General features: G+C 36.4%; 17 protein-coding genes. 14 read left to right on the forward strand and 3 right to left on the reverse strand.

Annotated features, from left to right (window positions below; translation table 11 throughout):
• The first annotated feature begins 493 nt into the window (after positions 1–493).
• Positions 494–835 carry a helix-turn-helix transcriptional regulator gene (locus DYR29_RS04475; protein WP_052186412.1) on the forward strand — a complete coding sequence of 114 codons (342 nt, stop codon included), beginning with the start codon at positions 494–496 and terminating at the stop codon, positions 833–835.
• A gap of 14 nt (positions 836–849) precedes the next feature.
• Here DYR29_RS04475 and DYR29_RS04480 read toward each other — a convergent pair whose 3' ends face one another.
• The gene (locus DYR29_RS04480; RefSeq protein WP_213279477.1) at positions 850–1581 is read right to left on the reverse strand and encodes an MBL fold metallo-hydrolase; all 732 of its coding nucleotides are present in this window, start codon (positions 1579–1581) and stop codon (positions 850–852) included.
• 254 nt (positions 1582–1835) lie between these two features.
• Here DYR29_RS04480 and DYR29_RS04485 point away from each other — a divergent pair, with 254 nt between their 5' ends.
• The gene (locus tag DYR29_RS04485; RefSeq protein WP_213279478.1) at positions 1836–3032 is read left to right on the forward strand and encodes an MFS transporter; all 1197 of its coding nucleotides are present in this window, start codon (positions 1836–1838) and stop codon (positions 3030–3032) included.
• 103 nt (positions 3033–3135) lie between these two features.
• On the opposite strand, the gene DYR29_RS04490 is transcribed toward DYR29_RS04485, so the two are convergent.
• Complete coding sequence (locus DYR29_RS04490; protein WP_047422974.1) at positions 3136–3513, reverse strand: winged helix-turn-helix transcriptional regulator; 378 nt, start codon at positions 3511–3513, stop codon at positions 3136–3138.
• Positions 3514–3672: 159 nt separating this feature from the next.
• Between DYR29_RS04490 and DYR29_RS04495 the strand changes: the two genes are divergently transcribed.
• The 9 genes from DYR29_RS04495 (at position 3673) to DYR29_RS04535 (ending at position 11376) form a co-directional block, all read left to right on the forward strand.
• The gene (locus DYR29_RS04495) at positions 3673–4611 is read left to right on the forward strand and encodes an alpha/beta hydrolase (protein ID WP_213279479.1); all 939 of its coding nucleotides are present in this window, start codon (positions 3673–3675) and stop codon (positions 4609–4611) included.
• A complete protein-coding gene (locus DYR29_RS04500; protein WP_213279480.1) occupies positions 4611–5777 on the forward strand; it encodes an MFS transporter in 1167 nt (388 codons plus the stop codon). The genes DYR29_RS04495 and DYR29_RS04500 overlap by 1 nt, the downstream gene beginning before the upstream one ends.
• Before the next feature lie 74 nt (positions 5778–5851).
• Positions 5852–6553, forward strand: a complete 702-nt coding sequence (locus DYR29_RS04505; protein WP_213279481.1) for a DsbA family oxidoreductase — start codon at positions 5852–5854, stop codon at positions 6551–6553.
• A 114-nt stretch (positions 6554–6667) separates the two neighbouring features.
• The gene (locus tag DYR29_RS04510) at positions 6668–7249 is read left to right on the forward strand and encodes a nucleosidase (protein ID WP_213279482.1); all 582 of its coding nucleotides are present in this window, start codon (positions 6668–6670) and stop codon (positions 7247–7249) included.
• A 72-nt stretch (positions 7250–7321) separates the two neighbouring features.
• Positions 7322–8116: a helix-turn-helix domain-containing protein gene (locus DYR29_RS04515; protein ID WP_213279483.1), complete on the forward strand. Its 795-nt coding sequence runs from the start codon at positions 7322–7324 to the stop codon at positions 8114–8116.
• Positions 8117–8185: 69 nt separating this feature from the next.
• On the forward strand, positions 8186–9196 hold the full coding sequence (locus tag DYR29_RS04520) for a S41 family peptidase (RefSeq protein WP_213279484.1): 1011 nt from the start codon (positions 8186–8188) through the stop codon (positions 9194–9196).
• 9 nt (positions 9197–9205) lie between these two features.
• Positions 9206–9703, forward strand: a complete 498-nt coding sequence (locus tag DYR29_RS04525; protein ID WP_425394610.1) for a GNAT family N-acetyltransferase — start codon at positions 9206–9208, stop codon at positions 9701–9703.
• A gap of 120 nt (positions 9704–9823) precedes the next feature.
• The gene (locus tag DYR29_RS04530) at positions 9824–10399 is read left to right on the forward strand and encodes a Crp/Fnr family transcriptional regulator (protein WP_213279485.1); all 576 of its coding nucleotides are present in this window, start codon (positions 9824–9826) and stop codon (positions 10397–10399) included.
• A 164-nt stretch (positions 10400–10563) separates the two neighbouring features.
• The gene (locus DYR29_RS04535) at positions 10564–11376 is read left to right on the forward strand and encodes an alpha/beta hydrolase (RefSeq protein ID WP_213279486.1); all 813 of its coding nucleotides are present in this window, start codon (positions 10564–10566) and stop codon (positions 11374–11376) included.
• Between the two features lie 277 nt (positions 11377–11653).
• On the opposite strand, the gene DYR29_RS04540 is transcribed toward DYR29_RS04535, so the two are convergent.
• Positions 11654–12751 (reverse strand): TauD/TfdA family dioxygenase, encoded by a 1098-nt coding sequence (locus DYR29_RS04540; protein ID WP_213279487.1) that lies wholly within the window; start codon positions 12749–12751, stop codon positions 11654–11656.
• 216 nt (positions 12752–12967) lie between these two features.
• On the opposite strand from DYR29_RS04540, the gene DYR29_RS04545 reads away from it, so the two are divergent.
• The 3 genes from DYR29_RS04545 to DYR29_RS04555 are packed head-to-tail and all read left to right on the forward strand — an operon-like array spanning position 12968 to position 18195.
• Positions 12968–14494, forward strand: a complete 1527-nt coding sequence (locus tag DYR29_RS04545; protein ID WP_213279488.1) for a pyridoxal phosphate-dependent decarboxylase family protein — start codon at positions 12968–12970, stop codon at positions 14492–14494.
• Positions 14466–16886 carry a GNAT family N-acetyltransferase gene (locus DYR29_RS04550; protein WP_213279489.1) on the forward strand — a complete coding sequence of 807 codons (2421 nt, stop codon included), beginning with the start codon at positions 14466–14468 and terminating at the stop codon, positions 16884–16886. The genes DYR29_RS04545 and DYR29_RS04550 overlap by 29 nt, the downstream gene beginning before the upstream one ends.
• Positions 16879–18195 (forward strand): lysine N(6)-hydroxylase/L-ornithine N(5)-oxygenase family protein, encoded by a 1317-nt coding sequence (locus DYR29_RS04555; protein WP_213279490.1) that lies wholly within the window; start codon positions 16879–16881, stop codon positions 18193–18195. Before DYR29_RS04550 ends, DYR29_RS04555 begins: the two co-directional genes overlap by 8 nt.
• The last annotated feature ends 3 nt before the right edge of the window (positions 18196–18198 follow it).

Here is an 18198-nt window from a genome sequence, read left to right on the forward strand (position 1 = left end):
CTTATCATGTGGTACCATTTATATACCATAGATATTCACTTTTTTATAAGTATCTAACCTGGAAAACATTGACTGAGATCATAAAAAGTAAAGGCAATAACCCGTTACATTTACATCCCACTAAAAAATAAGGTATAAATAAAAGGAAACTGGCTGATAAAAGCAGTTAAGATATTTTTGCTTAAAATATAACGTGGTATCTATGTGGTACGCGGTTTTTATAAAATTTTAATCATTTTTTCTTTCTTTGCCAGTATAAAAATGAAATAAAATTCATACGTGTGATTTTTTTAACATAATCGTTCAATAAATACAAGCATACGCTATGAATCATTGCATTATATTAATGAAAACTAATAAAATTTTGAATACATAAAAATTATTTTGTTCCCGATATTAAATCAGCAAAACACAGATTGAGCAGAGAAAAAAAGACTTTGTACAGATTCACAAAAGATGTGGTATCTGAAATGAGTAGAGATGAGAAAGTATTATGAAAAATAGAAAAACTGAACCCAACTTAGAGGATTTGAACCAGAAAATTCTTGTACAAGACGAAATTATGGCCTTAGCCAAGGCAAATTCCCCTCGTCTGCTGAATAAATTCAGACTGGTTCATCCTGATTTTTTTAAAAAGTTATCTGCTATACAGCCAGCCCTTAAAAATTCTGAATTGATCTTTTGTATTTACCTTAAGCTCAATATGACTACGAAGGAAATTGCAACCTGTATTTTTGTGACCCCTAAGGCGATACAAAACAGAAAGAACAGGATCAGAAAAAAACTCAACATTCCTTCTGAATTTGATATTTATAAATGGTTTAATGAAATTTAAACCATTTTTTTTATTTAAATTTCTATTACGGCTCTTTCCAGATCGTGATAAAGAAGAACTTTCCAGCGGTTTTCCTTTGCCTCTTTTTCCCATTTAAGGCGTAGTTCCATTGCTTTTCTGCCATCGAAATCACTTTTATAGGCTACATGATATTTCAGATAAGAGGCCTGTGGAAGATCATCAGCCCCATAGAAAGCCGTTTCTCCATTTTCCCTGATCCAAAAAACCTGCATAAATGGAGTGTGTCCGCCCACTACTTCATAGGAAATCTCATCTGTAATCTGCCCCTGATCTCCATCCATCCATATAATATCAGGCAGTTGAATCAGCTGTTCCAGAATAGTAAAATCAAAAGAAGGATTGCCTTTATTTTCCATCGCAAAATCAAGCTCACGTTTCTGGATATAAATCTGAGCATTCGGAAAAGTGGCTTCAAAATCATTATCTGTAACGGTTACTGCACCTTCAATATGATCTTTGTGGAGATGGGAGAGCAAGAGCTTCGTAATTTGATCAGGATGAATATTTTCTCTTTTCAAAATTTCTGAAATAACAGTTGTTCCGGACTCATTTTTCCAGCCAATTCCTGCATCCAAAAGGATATAATCATTTTCAGTAATGATAAGAAAAGGCTGTACAGACATTTTGATTCCACCAACCTTATCAAAATTTTCTTCTGTTAAAAGAGTGAAGTCTTTGGTTTTACTTGCCGAGAAATTGCCTTCTTTGAGCGGAATGATTTTCATGCTGCAAATTTCCTTAATATTTCTAACATCCAAAAGGTTTTCCATCGATATATATCATCAATAAAAACAATGATACAGACAGAGTGTTGAAATCATTCTACTTACCGGAGAATCTTATAGTATTCATAGAAATGTAAAGCCATGGGACGAATAATTTCTTTTTTTAATGATTATCTTTGATCTCTTAAAAATCTGACGGATTCATTATGATCCGCTGTCAGACACCTTTCAATTCAAATAAAAACTTATACGTAATGCAGGAGAGTTCTTCCCACGGTATTTCCCGGACTGTTATCTGGCTTATGGCCGTTATTTCCGGACTGGTAGTCGCTAACAATTATTATAATCAGCCTTTACTGGCACTTATTTCAGAAGAACTTCAGGTTTCTGAGAGTGCGGCAAGTAAAATTTCTGTGCTTACCCAGATCGGTTATGCATTGGGACTGTTGCTGATTGTTCCGTTGGGTGATAAGTTTTTCCGTAAGAAACTGATTTTAATAGACCTGTTTCTCGTTTTTGGATCTCTTTTATGGATGACTTTTGCCACTCAGCTGTGGATGCTGTATGCGGCCAGTTTACTGATTGGAGCTACATCGGTTATTCCGCAATTGTTTGTTCCTATTGCAGCAGAACTTTCATCAGATAAAGAAAAATCGGCCAATATCGGATTGGTAATGTCCGGATTGTTGCTGGGAATTCTTCTTTCCCGTTTTGTAGGAGGAATAGTGGGTGAAGTCTGGGGCTGGAGAGCTATGTTTGGTATTGCGGCAGGATTGATGATCCTGGTATGGCTGGCAGTATATAAAATGCTTCCTGAGCTTTCTCCTAATTTCAAAGGAACTTACAAAGAGCTGATGCGTTCTGTTGCCCATCTGGCAAGAACACAACCTGTTCTTCAGCTGGCATCTTTCCGCGGGGCAATGGCATTTGGATCTATGTGTGCATTGTTTACAACTTTGGTTTTTCATATGGAGAAACCTCCCTTTAATGCCGGATCATCTGTTGTAGGAAGTTTTGGATTGGCAGGAGCTGTAGGAGCTTTAGCCGCCGCAAAAGTAGGAAAGCTTCAAAAGTATCTGGATATTAACCGCATTATATTGTATTCTTTACTGATCGTTATTGGAAGCTGGGGTTTTATTTATTTTGCCGGAGAAACCTATTGGGGGCTGATTGTAGGCGTTATTCTTGTTGATCTTGGTGTACAGTCAAGCCATATTATGAACCAAACCAATTATTTCCTGATCAAATCAAATGCAGTCAACAGGCTGAATACCGTTTATATGGTATCTTATTTCATCGGGGGATCACTGGGAACCTGGCTGGCTTCCGTTGCATGGCAAAAGGCTCAATGGACTGGGGTATGCTTTGTAGGAACGGTATTTGGGGTATTAGCCCTGATCGCTCATATTCTGTTTTCAAAAAGAGTAAATAGAGCAAACGCAGAGATGTAAATTTTTATATTTCGGATTCGCTTAAGGAGCGGGATTTTATCAAAGATAAAATCCCGCTCCTTCTATTTTCAAGTTTATTCAGATTCAAAATCCGCAAAATCTCTTACGCTTCGGTTGTTTCCTGTGCCTGCATCATTTCTCTGTGTTTTCCTCCCCATTCATCAAGCTGTTTCCATATAGGAATCAGTTCTCTTGCAATATCAGTAAGCTCATAATCTACTCTTGGGGGAACTTCTGCATGAACAGTTCTTTTTACTAAGCTTTCTTTTTCCAACTCTCTCAGCTGCAGCGTAAGCATTCTTTCCGTGATTCCTGAAATAGAGTTTCTAAGTTCGCTGAAACGTAATTTTTCATCTTTTAACTTGTTTAAAATAATCAGTTTCCACCGGCCTCCGATTTTGCATACAGCATAACTCAGATCACATCCCTGTATATATTGTCTGTTGATATTATTGGTCGAATTTTCTTTTAGCTTTCCCATTACTTACAAATTTGTTAGTACCATACATTTAGCTGCATACAATGCAAATGTAAGGTTTGAGATTTAATTTTACACACAGAAAGCAGAAAATATGCGGCAGTAAGGAACAATAGCGCTCACGTTCCCTGCAAAATAATAGTAACTTAAATCAAAATAATAATGCAATTAACACCTAAAATAACACAGATTTTAAATCATTTAGAAAAAATACAACCTTTCAATCCGCAGAGTTCCTTAGACGGAGCCCGTAAGTATCTTGAAACAATGTCCTTTCAGCTTAGCGGTAAAAAAGAATCCGTTGCAATGATTGAAGAGTTGGAGATTGTACAGGAAAATCATCAGATTTCTGTTCGGATTTATCGTCCTAACGGAAAGGATATTCAGAATTCATCGGCTATTATTTATATTCATGGAGGCTGGTTCATCGCTGGAGGATATGAAACCCATGATGCTGTAGTCCGTAAACTGGCTAATAAAACCGGATCTGTGGTTATTTTCGTAGATTACCGTCTTGCTCCGGAACATCCTTTTCCCGCAGGCTTAAACGATTCTCTTGACAGTATAAAATGGGTTATAGAAAATGCAGAATCTTTAGGAATTGATCCTGATAAAATAGGAATTATAGGAGATAGCGCTGGCGCAGCATTGGCTACGGCTGTTTCTACTGAAATAGGAAAGCATCTTAAGTTTCAGGTATTAATTTATCCTGCAGTCGATAATCAGCTCAATTCAAAGTCGTGGGAAACTTATGAAAACGGGCCGGTTCTTAATAAGCAGGGCGGGATTGAAGCATGGGATTGGTATCTTCCCAAAGAAGAAAAAGATAATCCTTTGGCAATTCCTGTCTTAATAAAAGATTTTAAAGAAACTCCACCCACTTTGGTGATTCTTGCAGAGCATGACCCTTTGCTTGATGATGGGAAACAGCTTTCTGAAAATATGAAAAATGCAGGCGTTACACTTACAACAAGTCTTTACAAAGATATGGTCCACGGATTTATGCATATGGGAGAAATTCTGGAAGAAGTACAGTCTGCAATAGGTGAAATGGCTGTTTTTGCTCACCGAAATTTAAATTCTGTAGAAGAAAAAGTATAATGAAAAAATACGCATATATTGGATGTCTGGGATTTATAGCCGTTATTACAACAGAATTTGGCGTTATCGGAATTCTCCCGCAGGTTGCAGAACATTACAAAATAAGTATAGACAAGGCAGGGTATCTTTTGAGTGCTTTTGCATTGATTATTGCTCTTACAGGCCCTTTTATGACCTTATTTACATCAGGATTTGATCGTAAAAAAATAATGCTTGCAGCCATTTTCATGTTTCTGATTACAGGTTTTGTATCTTCATTTTCACCTCCTTTCTGGCTGTTGATGCTGGTTAGGATTTTACCGGCATTTTTACAGCCTGTGTATATTGCAACAGCTTTATCTGTGGCAGTTTCCCAGGCAGATGACCGGAAAAAAAATGAGCTGATGGGAATTGTATTTAATGGAGTAGCCATTGCTATGGTTACAACGGTTCCTTTTGCCACATGGATTGCGGGACTTTGGTCGTGGGAATATTCATTTATGATACAGACTGCAGTAAGTCTGATTGCTTTAGCGGTCATTTACTTCCTTCTTCCTCCAATGCCTGTGAAAGAAAAAAAAACCTATGGAAACCAGGTAAGAATCCTGAAGCAGCCTCCATTTATTCTGAGTACTCTGACTAACTTTTTCATGATTACTGCGTGGTTTTCTACTTACAGCTACTTTGCTGATTATCTGAATAAAGCCAAAGGAATGGATACATCAATGGTAAGCTATATGCTGCTGTTGTTTGGACTTATAGGAGTTGCAGCCAATGGAGTTGCCGGAAAAATGCTTAACAAAAATATTGCGGGTACTACGGCGATTTTTCTTTCCGGAACCATTTTAATACCTGTACTTTTATATTTTTCTGATGGAAATTTATTCGCAACAATTCTGGTAATCGGAGTCTGGGGATTTCTGTATTCACCAAGTTTTCTGAATGCATCAGCTTATATGATTTCTTCCGCACCGGATTCACTGGAGTTTGCCAACAGCCTGGCTACATCTTTTGGAAATCTGGGAGTAACGCTGGGAACTACGATAGGAGGATGGATCATTGTGACAAAAGGAGTAGCGTATATTCCCTGGATAGGTGTTGTTTTCGGGATTCTTGCATTTCTGATGATGATCTTAAAAAGCAGAGTTGAAAAACGAAGCCAAGTTGTTTCCATTTGTCAGAATTAAACTGTAACAATTTTTGTTACATTGGATAAATTGTAGTAACTTTGTACTATTAATTTGATTTAAAATTAAATACAATGAAAATAGAAATCTGGTCGGACGTGATGTGTCCGTTTTGCTATATTGGAAAAAATAATTTTGAACAGGCTTTAAGCAAACTGCCCTTCAAAGATGAAGTAGAAGTGGAGTGGAAGAGTTTTCAGCTGGATCCAACTTTAGATCCCAATAAAACTCAGGATACCATTCAGTATTTCAGAGAAAAGAAAGGAGTCGGCGAAGCTCAGGCTACTCAAATGCTTGGACAGGTAACTCAAATGGGAAAAGGAGCAGGAATTGATTTTAATTTTGGAAAAACTCTGATCACCAATACTTTTAGTGCTCATAAATTACTTCATTTGGCTAAAAAGTACAATAAATCCAATGAAATGGAAGAAGCATTATTTATCGCTCATTTTATTGACGGTAAAAATGTAGGAGATACAGAAGTTTTGGCAGCTCTTGCTGAAAGCTTAGGGATTGACAAAGAAGATGCAATGCAGGCCGTTACTACTGATCAACTGGATTATGAAGTTAACCAGGATATTCTTGAAGCAAGAAATAATGGCGTTTCCGGAGTTCCATTCTTCGTCCTGAACGGTAAATATGCTGTTTCCGGAGCTCAGCCTGTAGAGACTTTTGAAAATGCACTTCAGCAGACTTATAAAGAAACTGTAAGTCCGTTTAAGGATCTTTCCGGTGGCAGCGGAGCTTCCTGTGATACTGACGGATGTAGTATTTAAGATAATAAAACCCCAAAACAATTGATTTATTTTGGGGTTTTAATTTAATATATTAAAAAAACCTGTTGTATCTTTGTCATGCAGTACCAACAGCTGTATAAATCTGATTTCTCAATGATAAAAATTAACAACGAAACGCACTATTCAATTGACGATACCCTTTTTGTTTTTGCATTAGATTCCGAAGCAGGAACTGTTTTTGATGATAAAAATAAATTAATTACAGGGATCGGAAAGGTAAATGCAGCGATAGAATTAACCAAAGAAATTCACGCAAGAAAACCTAAACTGATTGTGAACTTAGGTTCTGCAGGAAGTAAGGCATTTCACAAAGGAGAAGTGGTATGCTGTACAAAGTTCATCCAGAGAGATATGGACGTAAGAGGGCTTGGATTTAAACTCTATGAAACACCATTATCCGGAGTACCTCCGGTATTGGAATACGGCCTTAAGATGGATGTCTTGAAAGAAGGAATCTGTGGCAGCGGTGACAGTTTTGAAATGAATCACTCTGAGACAGATTATAATATTGTAGATATGGAAGCTTATCCACTGGCATTGATTGCTCAAAAGGAAAATATTCAGTTTTTATGTCTGAAATATATTTCTGATGATGCAGGAAGTGACGCAGCAGACGATTGGAGCGTACAGGTACATCTGGCTTCCGAAGCCTTTAAAAAAATACTGTTTTCATAAACAATATAATCCTGAACAAAGTTTCAGGATTTTGTTTTCTATTTGTATTTTTACTTTCAACTCATCACTCATATGAAAGTTACTTTTTATAAGCCGATGCATTCTGTTTTGAAAGATTATATTGAAGGATATTATTTTATAGAAAAAGATGATCATCAGAAACCTGTAAAATATCTTACATTTCCGGACAATTACTTCATTGTATCAGCATGTCAGGATGTTGCTGTTACACAGGATAAAGGATGGGTAGAAATTACCAGATCTTCTTCTGAAAATATTGTGGTTGATTTTGTATTCAGATGTTCTGTTCCTACTGAAATTTTTTATCGGCAATCGGTTAATGAAGTTACCGTTTACTTTAAACCATTGGGTATTTATCATTTTTTTAATGCTGATAAAAGCGAAGATCTGGAACAGGAAATCCTTCTTTCAGACTTTACAGACATTATGGGCACTGTTTTAAAAGAGTCTGACAGGAAAATACAAATTGAAATACTGGAAAACTATTGTCTTTCCAAATTCCGGAAGAGGGACTTACACCTGGCCTATACAATATTGAATGATTTTGAAACAGAATTGAGTATCGAAGAAATTGCTGCAAAAAATAAAATCACGAGACAGTATGTCAACAAAATATCTCAGCGGTATCTGGCTAAACCGGCCTCAGAATTCAGAAAAATACAGCGATTTCGTAATGTCTTGATTTCAAATAAAAAATCCAGAAATCTTACAGAACTTTCCTATGAACATCTGTTTTATGACCAGTCCCATCTCATTAAAGATTTTAAAGAGCTCACCAGGATAAGCCCCGGGAAATTCTTTGAGAATGTAGATACTGATCAGAATAATGTCTGGTTATTTATCTGAGTTTCCATTTTTACAATTCATACAGAACTCATTAAAATACATTTGTTGAAATATTAAATCCTTATTTCAATGAAAAAATTATATGTTGGGATTTCCCTTTTCACTTTCTTATATTCGAGTGCCCAGAAAAATGATATTTCAGTAGTGCTTGCTGATATTACAGAAAAAGTAAAAAGTCATTATATTGATAAAGAAACTTATAAAAAAGTGGACTCTTTATTTCAAAGTGACTTAAAAAAAGGAACTTTGAAAGACCTCAATAAAAAAGATTTTGCGGATCTTCTTACTCAAAAGTTAAGAACAACTATTAAAGACGAACATTTTTTTGTTAAATATCTCGAAAACTACACGCCTGAAAAACAGATGAGTGAAAAAGAGAAAGAGAAATTGAACAATGAACACAATAGTCTTGAAAATTTCGGGTTTGAAACAGTTCAGCGACTTCCGGGAAATATTGGGTATATCAATTATAAAGGTTTTGCCTCTCCTGAAGCCAGTGAAAAAACTTTAGCTGCCACCATGGACTTTGTTGCCAATACCCATTCTCTGATTATTGATCTCAGAGAAAACGGAGGTGGAGAAAACGGGATGCTTCTTTTATTTTTAAGCTATTTTTTTGATCAAAAAAAAGATCTTTATACCACGTATTTCAGACATAATCAGAAAACGGTTGTAGACAGTACCCAACCCAAAGTTTCCGGACAGAAATATCTTCATAAAAAGATCTATATTCTTACCAGCAAAAATACTTTTTCGGCCGGAGAAGCTGTAGCCTATTTTTTACAGCAATATAAGCTTGCTGAAGTAATTGGTGAAAAAACAGGGGGTGCTGCCAATCCTGTGGATCATTTTATGGTTCAAAATCAATATTTACTGCTTGTTCCGGCAGGAAAAATAACAGCTTTAAACACGCAAAAGAACTGGGAACATATAGGAGTGATCCCCGATCAGGAAGTGAAAAGCGAAGATGCTTTAAAGATGGCTCACATCAAAATTTTAAAAAATATAATAGCTTCAGAAACAAAAACAGAACTAACCTTACCTGAAATAAAAAATCTTATTTATAAATTAGAACAATAAATACCTGTTATGTCATCAATTATTATCAATACATCCAGCGAAAAAGACCTTGAAACACTTCAGAATATTGGTATACAAACCTTCACTGAAACGTTTGCAGAAGATAATACTGAAGAGGCTATGAAAAAGTATCTGGAAGAAAGCTTTAATACTGAAAAGATAAAAGCAGAGCTGAATAATCCTGATTCATTTTTCTATATTGCCTGGGAAGAAGACAATCCGGTTGGTTACCTGAAAGTTAATTCCGGAAAAGCGCAGACAGAGCTTCAGGATGAAACCAGTCTGGAAATTGAAAGAATCTATGTAAAGAAAAGCCATCACGGTAAAAAAGTAGGTCAGCTTCTTTATAACCAGGCTTTGGAAACGGCTAAGCAGCTTGGTAAATCATACTTATGGCTTGGGGTTTGGGAAGAAAATCTGAGAGCTTTACAATTTTACAGAAAGAATGGATTCGTTGAGTTTGATAAGCATATTTTCAGGCTCGGGAAGAAGAACAGACAGATCTGATGATGAAAAAAGTATTGGATTAATTTTCTTCAAAATAGAAAGATTGTATTTAACCACTGATTACACAGATTTTCACAGATGATTATATAATACAATTCTTTATACCTTCTAAATACCAAAATGAACCATTCAGAATTTATAAAACATATTAATCACTATTATCCTTTATCTGAGGAAACGCTTAAAGATTTATTAGATATCTGTACAGAAGAATATTACCACAAAAATGATCTTCTGCTGGAATCCGGATCAATGGCGAGATATTATTACTTTCTCAAGTCCGGATTGATAGGGTATTATACAATAGATGAACAAGGGGATAATATTTACAAAATCTTTTTTGAGGAAAACAGTTTTGTAGCTTCTACGTCCGCCATTATTAAAAATGAACCCAGTGATTTCACAATTATTGCACTGGAAGACTGCACAGTGATACAATATCCCGCAAAAGCTTACCGTGAGCTGCTGGAAAAGCACCATGATCTGGCACTTTTTCATATGCATTATCTGGAGAAAAACTGGGTGGTAAAAAAAGAGCCTCTCGAAGTCTCGCTAAAGTACGAAACAGCAAAAAAACGTTATTTACAATTGATTGAAAATAAGTCCCTTTACAACAGATTAAAACAGCATCATATCGCTTCTTATCTGGGAATCACACCTACACAGCTAAGCCGGATCAAGAAGGAGCTTCACTGAAATTCCTAAATTTGAAATTAAATAAACTAACAAAAGCTTCAACATATGTTGAGGCTTTTCTCTTTTTTATACTACAATTTTGTTACATCAAAGATGCATTGGTACACAATATGTTTTAAAAAATAAGATACCAGTGATTATCATTAATTAAAATTTATTTCAGCATGAAGAAGCTCATCAAAATTGTATTTGTCCTTACTGCATTTGTACAGTTATCCGCACAAAAAATTATTCATCAGGAAATTTTCAGTCCGAAAATGAATAAAAAAATCAAAACAGTGATCATCACTCCCAATCTAAAGCCTAATACGAAGTATCCGTCTGTTTACATTCTTCATGGTTTCAGTGGTAATCCGGACAGAATTATAAAGCAGGATATTCCTGATTTGGTTAAAAAAGCTCAGGAATTGAAAACAATCTATGTACTTCCGGATGGAAATTACAGTTCGTGGTATGTAGACAGTCCGGTTGTTAAGGATTCGCAATATCAGACTTTTATCGGAAAAGAACTGGTAGAATTCATTGACAAAAATTATCCTGTGAAAGCTGAAAAAAAATTCCGTGGGATTATGGGATGGAGTATGGGTGGCTATGGGGCAACCAACATCGGAGTTACGTATAATAAGACATTTGGTATCGTAGGAAGTTCATGTGGTGCCTTAGATTTTAATTCTTTTGGAGAAGGATACCAGAAATATATGGTAAATAAGGTTTTAGGTCCATTGGAATCTATTAATCCTGCTTTCCTTACTGACAGCAAAATAAAACTGATGGCCGGAGCAGATCAGCAATATATTTTCGACTGTGGAACGGAAGATACTCAAATGATCAATATGAACAGAAATTTTCATAAAAAACTGACAGAAATGAAGATCCAGCACCTTTACACAGAATCTTTAGGCGGACATGTTCCTGAATATTGGAGCAGATCGTTATCTGAGCAGTTGTCTTTATTTGACAGATTTTTTAAGCAATAAATCCTTTTTTAAGTTTTGGTTGAAGCCATTTTGAATTTATATTTAATGATTAAACGGGCTAAAGCCCGTTCCTATTGAATATTGATTAGTTTTTATATCAATAGAAGCGGGCTTTAGCCCGCTTTTTTTTTATTGTTAATGTAATATTGGCTTTAGCCAAAACTTATAGAAAATCAAGTAATTTTGAAAATATAAGACAAAAAAAATCCTTTTTGAACTATGCCCAAAAAGGATTTGCGATTGATTGAATGTTCAAAAATGCTAACTAAGCATTATATTAAAAATGTTTAAAGTTTTTACCCAGATGTTCCTCTATCACAAAGAACGGATCTTCCGTAAGGGTATGCGCTCTCATGTCAATAAGGCTTACTTTACTCATCATACGAAGCATGATTCTTCTCTCGCACGGCTGTTCTATACCGTCAATATTTCTTACTCCCGCCCGGAAAGCCGATCTTCCGTGAGCGCATAAGTGATTATTAACCAAAATCACATCTCCTGCCTGAGGGGTAAATCCTGAATAAATCAAATGTCTGGCCTCTTCCCAGAATTCATGCAGTGTACTTTGTGCTTCATCAGATTGTCTTATGCTGGAATTGAACAACTGTTCAGCGGCATCAAAACGCATAAACGGAAGGCTGTAATTTCCATACAATACAGAATCTAATGTTTCCTCTTCATTATCTCCCGTTTCCAGATTGGCATCTTTTGGAATTTTATAAATACGCTCAAAAAGAGGTCTGTAATTTTCCCCGATAGCTTCATGAGAACGGATAGAATAAAGAGTAGAAGGAACCTGTTCCTCATTTCTTACATACATAAAGCTTAGAAAATCAGCCTGATGTTTCAGAAAAGCATCTTCTGTATGTACATACAAATCTGTTGAAGAGCCTGAGCCTGTCTGCGTTTCTTTCATTCTTTCATCAGGTATGATAGCATGGATCAATCCGCCGCCTTTACGCTGTGAATAATATTGTACAGGTTTTGAGGGAAGCGCCCCATGGATAAGGGCACATGCAAAACCGTATAAATTAAATTTTGAATAATCAGCTGCCTGCCAATTGGGAGGAGTAGAGCCTATATTCTCCTGATCGATATCCATTAATCCGGTAAAGATCAGTGCACCATATTGATTTTTTGAAAAGTCACTCGCAAAATCAGCCGCTATATTTAAAATTCTCTCGGGTAAAAAATAAGACGCCAGCTGATGCACATGCTTAATAAAATCACGGTTTTCATAAGTGTCATACTTTTTCTGAAGATGCAAAGCCGCATCTTTTATCATTCTTCTTTCCTGAGAGGTGACTTCTATGACCGTAGGAAGCAGTTTTACAGCTGTTAAACAGTCTTTATCTAAAATTTCTGTAGAATTCATTAAAAAAAATTTGGTGTTAAGTAATAATTTTTATCTTTGTTTTTAATTATTCTAAATAACAATAGCTGAGTCAAATTTAGTAATAATTATGTAATCACCAAATAAAATATAATAAAAAATGTAAAAATTAAAAACCTGACTATCAGATATATATAATTATATATCAGAAAAACCACAACAATTCACAGATTAAAAAAATCACATTACAAAACTTTTATGAACAACAATTTAATATCCCTTGAAGAGCTCGCAAGCACAACTTCACCTCACATTTCGGGGAATTTTGGGAATATTTTTCATCCTGACAATTATGATCATTATCGTAATGCTGTCAACAGTACTTTAGACCTGGTTCAGGAATTTCTTTACAGAAACAACAAACCTTTCAGTGGTATAGAAGCCAAAACAATGAAAGGAATGGTACAACAGATTGATCTTAATCAAAAATTATCCAACTATAATGAGCTTCTAGCAGAAGTAGACGAAATTTATGTGAAACATGCTACAGCTTTTCACCTTCCTCAATATGTAGCTCACCTTAACTGTCCTGTAGTGATTCCTGCATTGGCAGGTGAAATCCTTGTAAGTGCCATCAATTCTTCTCAGGACACTTATGATCAGAGTGCAGGCGGAACTTTCATGGAAAGAAAACTGATCGACTGGACCGCGGGTCAAATTGGATATAATATGAATGAAAGCGATGGCGTTTTCACAGCAGGAGGGTCACAGAGCAACTTAATGGGATTGGTCATGATGCGTGACTGCTTTTCTCAGAAAAGATACAATCATAATATTAAAATGGATGGTCTTCCAGTGGAGGCAAGCCGTTTTAGAATATTCGTTTCGGATAAATCTCACTTCAGTAATCTGAAAAATGCTTCTATTATGGGATTAGGTGAGAAAAGTATCATTAAAGTGCCTACTGATGGCCGTTTCCGTATGGACATTTCTCTTTTAAAGAAATATATTAAAAGGGAAGAACAGCTAGGAAATATTCCTATCGGAATCGTAGCAACAGCCGGAACTACAGATTTTGGAAACATAGATCCACTGGATGATATTGCGAATATTGCAGAACATTATAACATCTGGATGCACGTAGATGCAGCGTATGGATGTGCATTATTATTGAGTGAAAAGTACCGTGACCTGATTAATGGCATTGAAAGAGCAGACTCTGTAACGATTGATTATCACAAATCATTCTTCCAGCCTATCAGCAGCAGTGCTTTTATTGTTAAGAACAAAAAAGAACTGTTGATCCTTAAACATCATGCCGATTATCTGAATCCGAAAGAAATGGACGAAGAGGAAATTCCGGCACAGATCAATAAATCCATTACCCAAAGTACCCGAAGATTTGATGCGTTAAAACTTTGGTTTACCATAAGGATGATGGGCAAAGAACAGCTGGCAGAATATACAGATACTGTGATTGATCTTACCAAAGATGCTGCCGCAATGATTACTGAAGATGCAGATTTTGAACTTCTTTCTGATTCTGACTTAAGTGTTCTTGTTTTCAGGTATGTAAATCGGGAAATCAGTGATCTGAATGCCCTGAATCAGTACATCAAGATGAAATTGTTCTACAGCGGAGAAATCCTTGTAGCGAGTACAAAGGTTGACGGAAATTTCTATTTGAAATTCACTTTCCTGAACCCAATTACGACGACAGAAGACATTCATCAGATTCTCACCACAATCAAAAAGCATGGAAAAGACTTTAATACAGAAAACTAAAACAGGAGAAAAAGCCCGTGAAATTACTTTCAGAATTCTGTTGAACGGAATGTTGAGAGAACTGGGAAACGGAAAATTCTACCAGGGAGTTCCAAAGTATGACATTCTCACGGCAAAAGCTCTTCAGAACAGTGATTATCCGCTGCATATGAGATTTGAAATGAAGAAAAGCGGACTGTTTTTATTTGCTCCGGTTTCTTATCGTTCCGAAACGCTTTTTCATGAATATGGACCCGTTTTGTGGGCTGTTGACCACCAGAATAAGGCTGTTTTTGAAGTTAATAATGAAAAACTGACCGAGCTGGTTTACAAAGAACTTTCTGAGACTACAAACGAAACAGGTTTCAGAAACTTTGTGGAAAGAATTCAAAGCAGCTTAAGAAACCTTGAACTCACAACTGAAGCATGTCTGCAGGATAATCAGCTTTTAACGTATTCTTTTTTGGAATCTGAACAAATGCTTCCTGCCGGACACAATCTGCATCCTTTCACCAAATCAAGAATGGGATTTTCTGAGGAAGAACAGTTGTTATACGGTCCCGAATTCGGAAAAGGATTTCAACTGGATTATTTCCTGATTCATAAAGACTGTATCACAGAAAAATCTCTTCCGGGAGTTTCAGCAAAAGAAATCTTTGAAAAATGGGCATCCATACCGGAAAGTTACGATTTTGAAAACATCAATGATTTTTACATCGTTCCCTGTCATCCATGGGAAGCGCAATATCTATTATCCACGGAAGAATATCCGGAAATGCTTGGGTCAGGGAAAATTATCCACATCGGCCCTTTGGGAGAGGATTTTTACGCAACATCCTCTATAAGAACGGTATATAATCCTGATTTTATCTGGATGCTGAAGTTTTCTTTGCATGTTTTAATGACAGGCTCTGTGAGAACAAACAGCTTAAAAGATCTCAACAGAGGGTATGCTTCGGCAATCTGGTGGCAGCATCAAAAAGCTTCATTTGAACAAGATTTTCCGAATTTTAAATTATTATTAGAACCTTCCACGTTAAGCGTTCATTATGAGGGGAAGAATATGGACAGTCTGAATATACTGCTCCGTGAAAATCCTTTTTCCAATGAAGATAAAGTGATTCTATTAGCCAGGCTTTGTCAGGATGAATCTACAGATGGTTTCAATTTTACAACACATTTCTTTAAAAATGTTGCCAATCAACTGGGAATGGAACCGGAAAAAGCTGCTATTATCTGGTTTGAAAAATATGTGAGTCTATTGCTTTCACCATTAAACAGATTGTATAATCAATTAGGAATGGCTCCGGAAGTCCATCAGCAGAATCTTCTTATTCAACTGGATAATCAGCTTCTTCCTCAATCTATTTATGTAAGAGACGGACAAGGGTATCTGATCAAAGAAAGCTTTAAAGGAAAATATGAATCTCTGATCAATAACTATCCTGAAATTGAGGATCTTTTCATTAGAGATGAACGTCTTTTAGATATTATTTCCCACCATCTTCTGGTAAGTAACCTGAGTGCGTTGATTGCTTCCATAGGTAAAACCGGATTGGTGAAAGAAAGAAGACTTATTCATATTCTGTACAGGGAGTTTGAAAACCTTCATGGAAATGAGCCTTCCTCATTAACGGATTATGCTTTGAATCAAAGATATTGGGCAGTAAAATCAAACCTTCAGTCGGCGGTGTCTGATGTAGACGGCGGAGTGTCTGCTTCCTCAATTTCTTATGCTAAAGTTCCGAACCTTCTTCACAAACATTTCTTCTCAGATCAGCTGATTCATCCTCAGGGAACAGAAGTTTTCTTTAAAAGGTATTTCCAGAAAGAAGATGTAACGATGAGTATGCGTCCTATTGATCTTGAAAATGATCTTGAAAATGACCTTGAAATGCTTCATGAATGGTTCAACCGTGAACATGCCGTAAAAATCTGGCAGATGAACTGGCCTATTGACGAGCTGGAAACGTATTACAGATTGATGCTTCCAGGTGACGAAGCGCACAGTTATATCATTGCAGGAAATGATGAGCCTTCTTGTAATATCGAGATTTATTGGGCATGCAGAGATATTGTTGGGGATTATTACGAAGTGCTTCCTACAGATTACGGAACGCACCAGTTCATTGCACCTACTGATCCTAAGAAGAAATTTGTATCTCCATCCACTCAATCTATGGTTGATTATGTTTTTGCACAGCCACAGGTAGGAAAAATGGTAGGAGAAGGGTCTGTAGACTCTCTTGCGTCTATGATGAACAAAGCTCATGTAGGCTTCAAAGTAGATAAAGTAATAGAAATGCCTCATAAAAAAGCCAATCTGAACTTCTGTTACAGAGAATGGTACTGGGAAAAATTCCCACAGAATAAAGAGGTACAAATCACCACAAACATCACAAAAAATGACTAACGAAGCCGTATACAATGTAATAGGCATAGGTATAGGTCCTTTCAATCTGGGACTTGCCGCATTATCCAATCCGATTTCGGAACTGAAAACCCTTTTTCTGGACCAGAGAGATGGTTTCGACTGGCACCCGGGATTGATGATTGACCATGTAACCCTGCAGACCCCATTTTTATGCGACTGCGTATCCATGGCTGATCCTACCAATCCTTTAAGCCTTTTGAATTATCTGAAGGAAACCGGAAGGCTGTATAAATTTTTTATCAGAGAAGATTTTTTCATTCCGAGAAAAGAATACAACCGTTACTGCCAATGGGTTATTGAACAGCTTCCACAATGCCGTTTCTCTACTCAGGTAGTGGATATTACTTATGAAGAGGGTTTATATCATGTGACAACAATTCACACCAAAACAAAAGAAACAACTGTTTTTAAAACGGAAAGACTGATTTTAGGAACGGGGACCCAACCTCATATTCCTTCTTTTATTCCGAAAGATGACTCCAGAATTATTCATACGAGCTCTTATCTGTATCGAAAAGAGGAATTATTATCTCAAGGAAAGAAAATTGCGATTATCGGTTCCGGACAGAGTTCGGCAGAGGTATTTTATGACCTTCTTCAAAACAGAAATGAAGAAACACAGTTGGGATGGTATTCCCGCCCGGACAGATTTTTCCCTATGGAATATTCTAAACTGACACTGGAACTTACTTCTCCTGATTATGTAGAATATTTCTACAACAGAAGCGAGTCAGCAAGGAAAACCATTTTAAGCAAGCAGCAAGCTCAGTTTAAAGGAATCAATTACGATCTGATTAATGATATCTATGATTTTATTTATGATTTGAATATCGACAATGCTGATCCTAATCTTAAAATCATTCCTAACAGCCAGCTGAACAGCGTAGACAATAGTAATCCTGACTTTATCAATCTTGAATTCACACAGCTGGAACAGGAAGTTCCTTATAATCAGGAAGCTGATTATCTGATTCTGGGAACAGGATACCGTTACCACGAGCCTGCATTCATAAAGAATATTCAGGACAGAATTAAAAGAGATTCCAGCGGATTGTTTGATGTGAACAGGAATTATTCAATAGACCACAACGGAGGCGAAATTTACGTTCTCCACGCTGAAGTACACACCCACAGCTATATTTCTACCGATCTGGGAATGGCGGCTTACCGTAATTCCTACATCATCAATGATATTCTGGGAAGAGAGCATTATACAATTGAAAAGAAAATTGCTTTCCAGGATTTCGATGTCGAAAAATATGCTGATTTACCAACTACCAAAATTTAATTA

Origin of the sequence: Chryseobacterium indologenes, from assembly GCF_018362995.1 — a bacterium.
GTDB classification, from domain to species: domain Bacteria; phylum Bacteroidota; class Bacteroidia; order Flavobacteriales; family Weeksellaceae; genus Chryseobacterium; species Chryseobacterium indologenes_G.

Bases quoted from the DNA above. Each gene is read 5' to 3' on its own strand.
- DYR29_RS04515 (WP_213279483.1), top strand. From the start codon at position 7,322: ATGAAAGTTACTTTTTATAAGCCGATGCATTCTGTTTTGAAAGATTAT.
- DYR29_RS04495 (WP_213279479.1), top strand. From the start codon at position 3,673: ATGCAATTAACACCTAAAATAACACAGATTTTAAATCATTTAGAAAAA.
- DYR29_RS04475 (WP_052186412.1), top strand. From the start codon at position 494: ATGAAAAATAGAAAAACTGAACCCAACTTAGAGGATTTGAACCAGAAA.
- DYR29_RS04480 (WP_213279477.1), bottom strand. From the start codon at position 1,581: ATGAAAATCATTCCGCTCAAAGAAGGCAATTTCTCGGCAAGTAAAACC.
- DYR29_RS04485 (WP_213279478.1), top strand. From the start codon at position 1,836: ATGCAGGAGAGTTCTTCCCACGGTATTTCCCGGACTGTTATCTGGCTT.
- DYR29_RS04500 (WP_213279480.1), top strand. From the start codon at position 4,611: ATGAAAAAATACGCATATATTGGATGTCTGGGATTTATAGCCGTTATT.
- DYR29_RS04550 (WP_213279489.1), top strand. From the start codon at position 14,466: ATGGAAAAGACTTTAATACAGAAAACTAAAACAGGAGAAAAAGCCCGT.
- DYR29_RS04530 (WP_213279485.1), top strand. From the start codon at position 9,824: ATGAACCATTCAGAATTTATAAAACATATTAATCACTATTATCCTTTA.
- DYR29_RS04525 (WP_425394610.1), top strand. From the start codon at position 9,206: ATGTCATCAATTATTATCAATACATCCAGCGAAAAAGACCTTGAAACA.
- DYR29_RS04545 (WP_213279488.1), top strand. From the start codon at position 12,968: ATGAACAACAATTTAATATCCCTTGAAGAGCTCGCAAGCACAACTTCA.
- DYR29_RS04535 (WP_213279486.1), top strand. From the start codon at position 10,564: ATGAAGAAGCTCATCAAAATTGTATTTGTCCTTACTGCATTTGTACAG.
- DYR29_RS04505 (WP_213279481.1), top strand. From the start codon at position 5,852: ATGAAAATAGAAATCTGGTCGGACGTGATGTGTCCGTTTTGCTATATT.
- DYR29_RS04490 (WP_047422974.1), bottom strand. From the start codon at position 3,513: ATGGGAAAGCTAAAAGAAAATTCGACCAATAATATCAACAGACAATAT.
- DYR29_RS04555 (WP_213279490.1), top strand. From the start codon at position 16,879: ATGACTAACGAAGCCGTATACAATGTAATAGGCATAGGTATAGGTCCT.
- DYR29_RS04540 (WP_213279487.1), bottom strand. From the start codon at position 12,751: ATGAATTCTACAGAAATTTTAGATAAAGACTGTTTAACAGCTGTAAAA.
- DYR29_RS04520 (WP_213279484.1), top strand. From the start codon at position 8,186: ATGAAAAAATTATATGTTGGGATTTCCCTTTTCACTTTCTTATATTCG.
- DYR29_RS04510 (WP_213279482.1), top strand. From the start codon at position 6,668: ATGATAAAAATTAACAACGAAACGCACTATTCAATTGACGATACCCTT.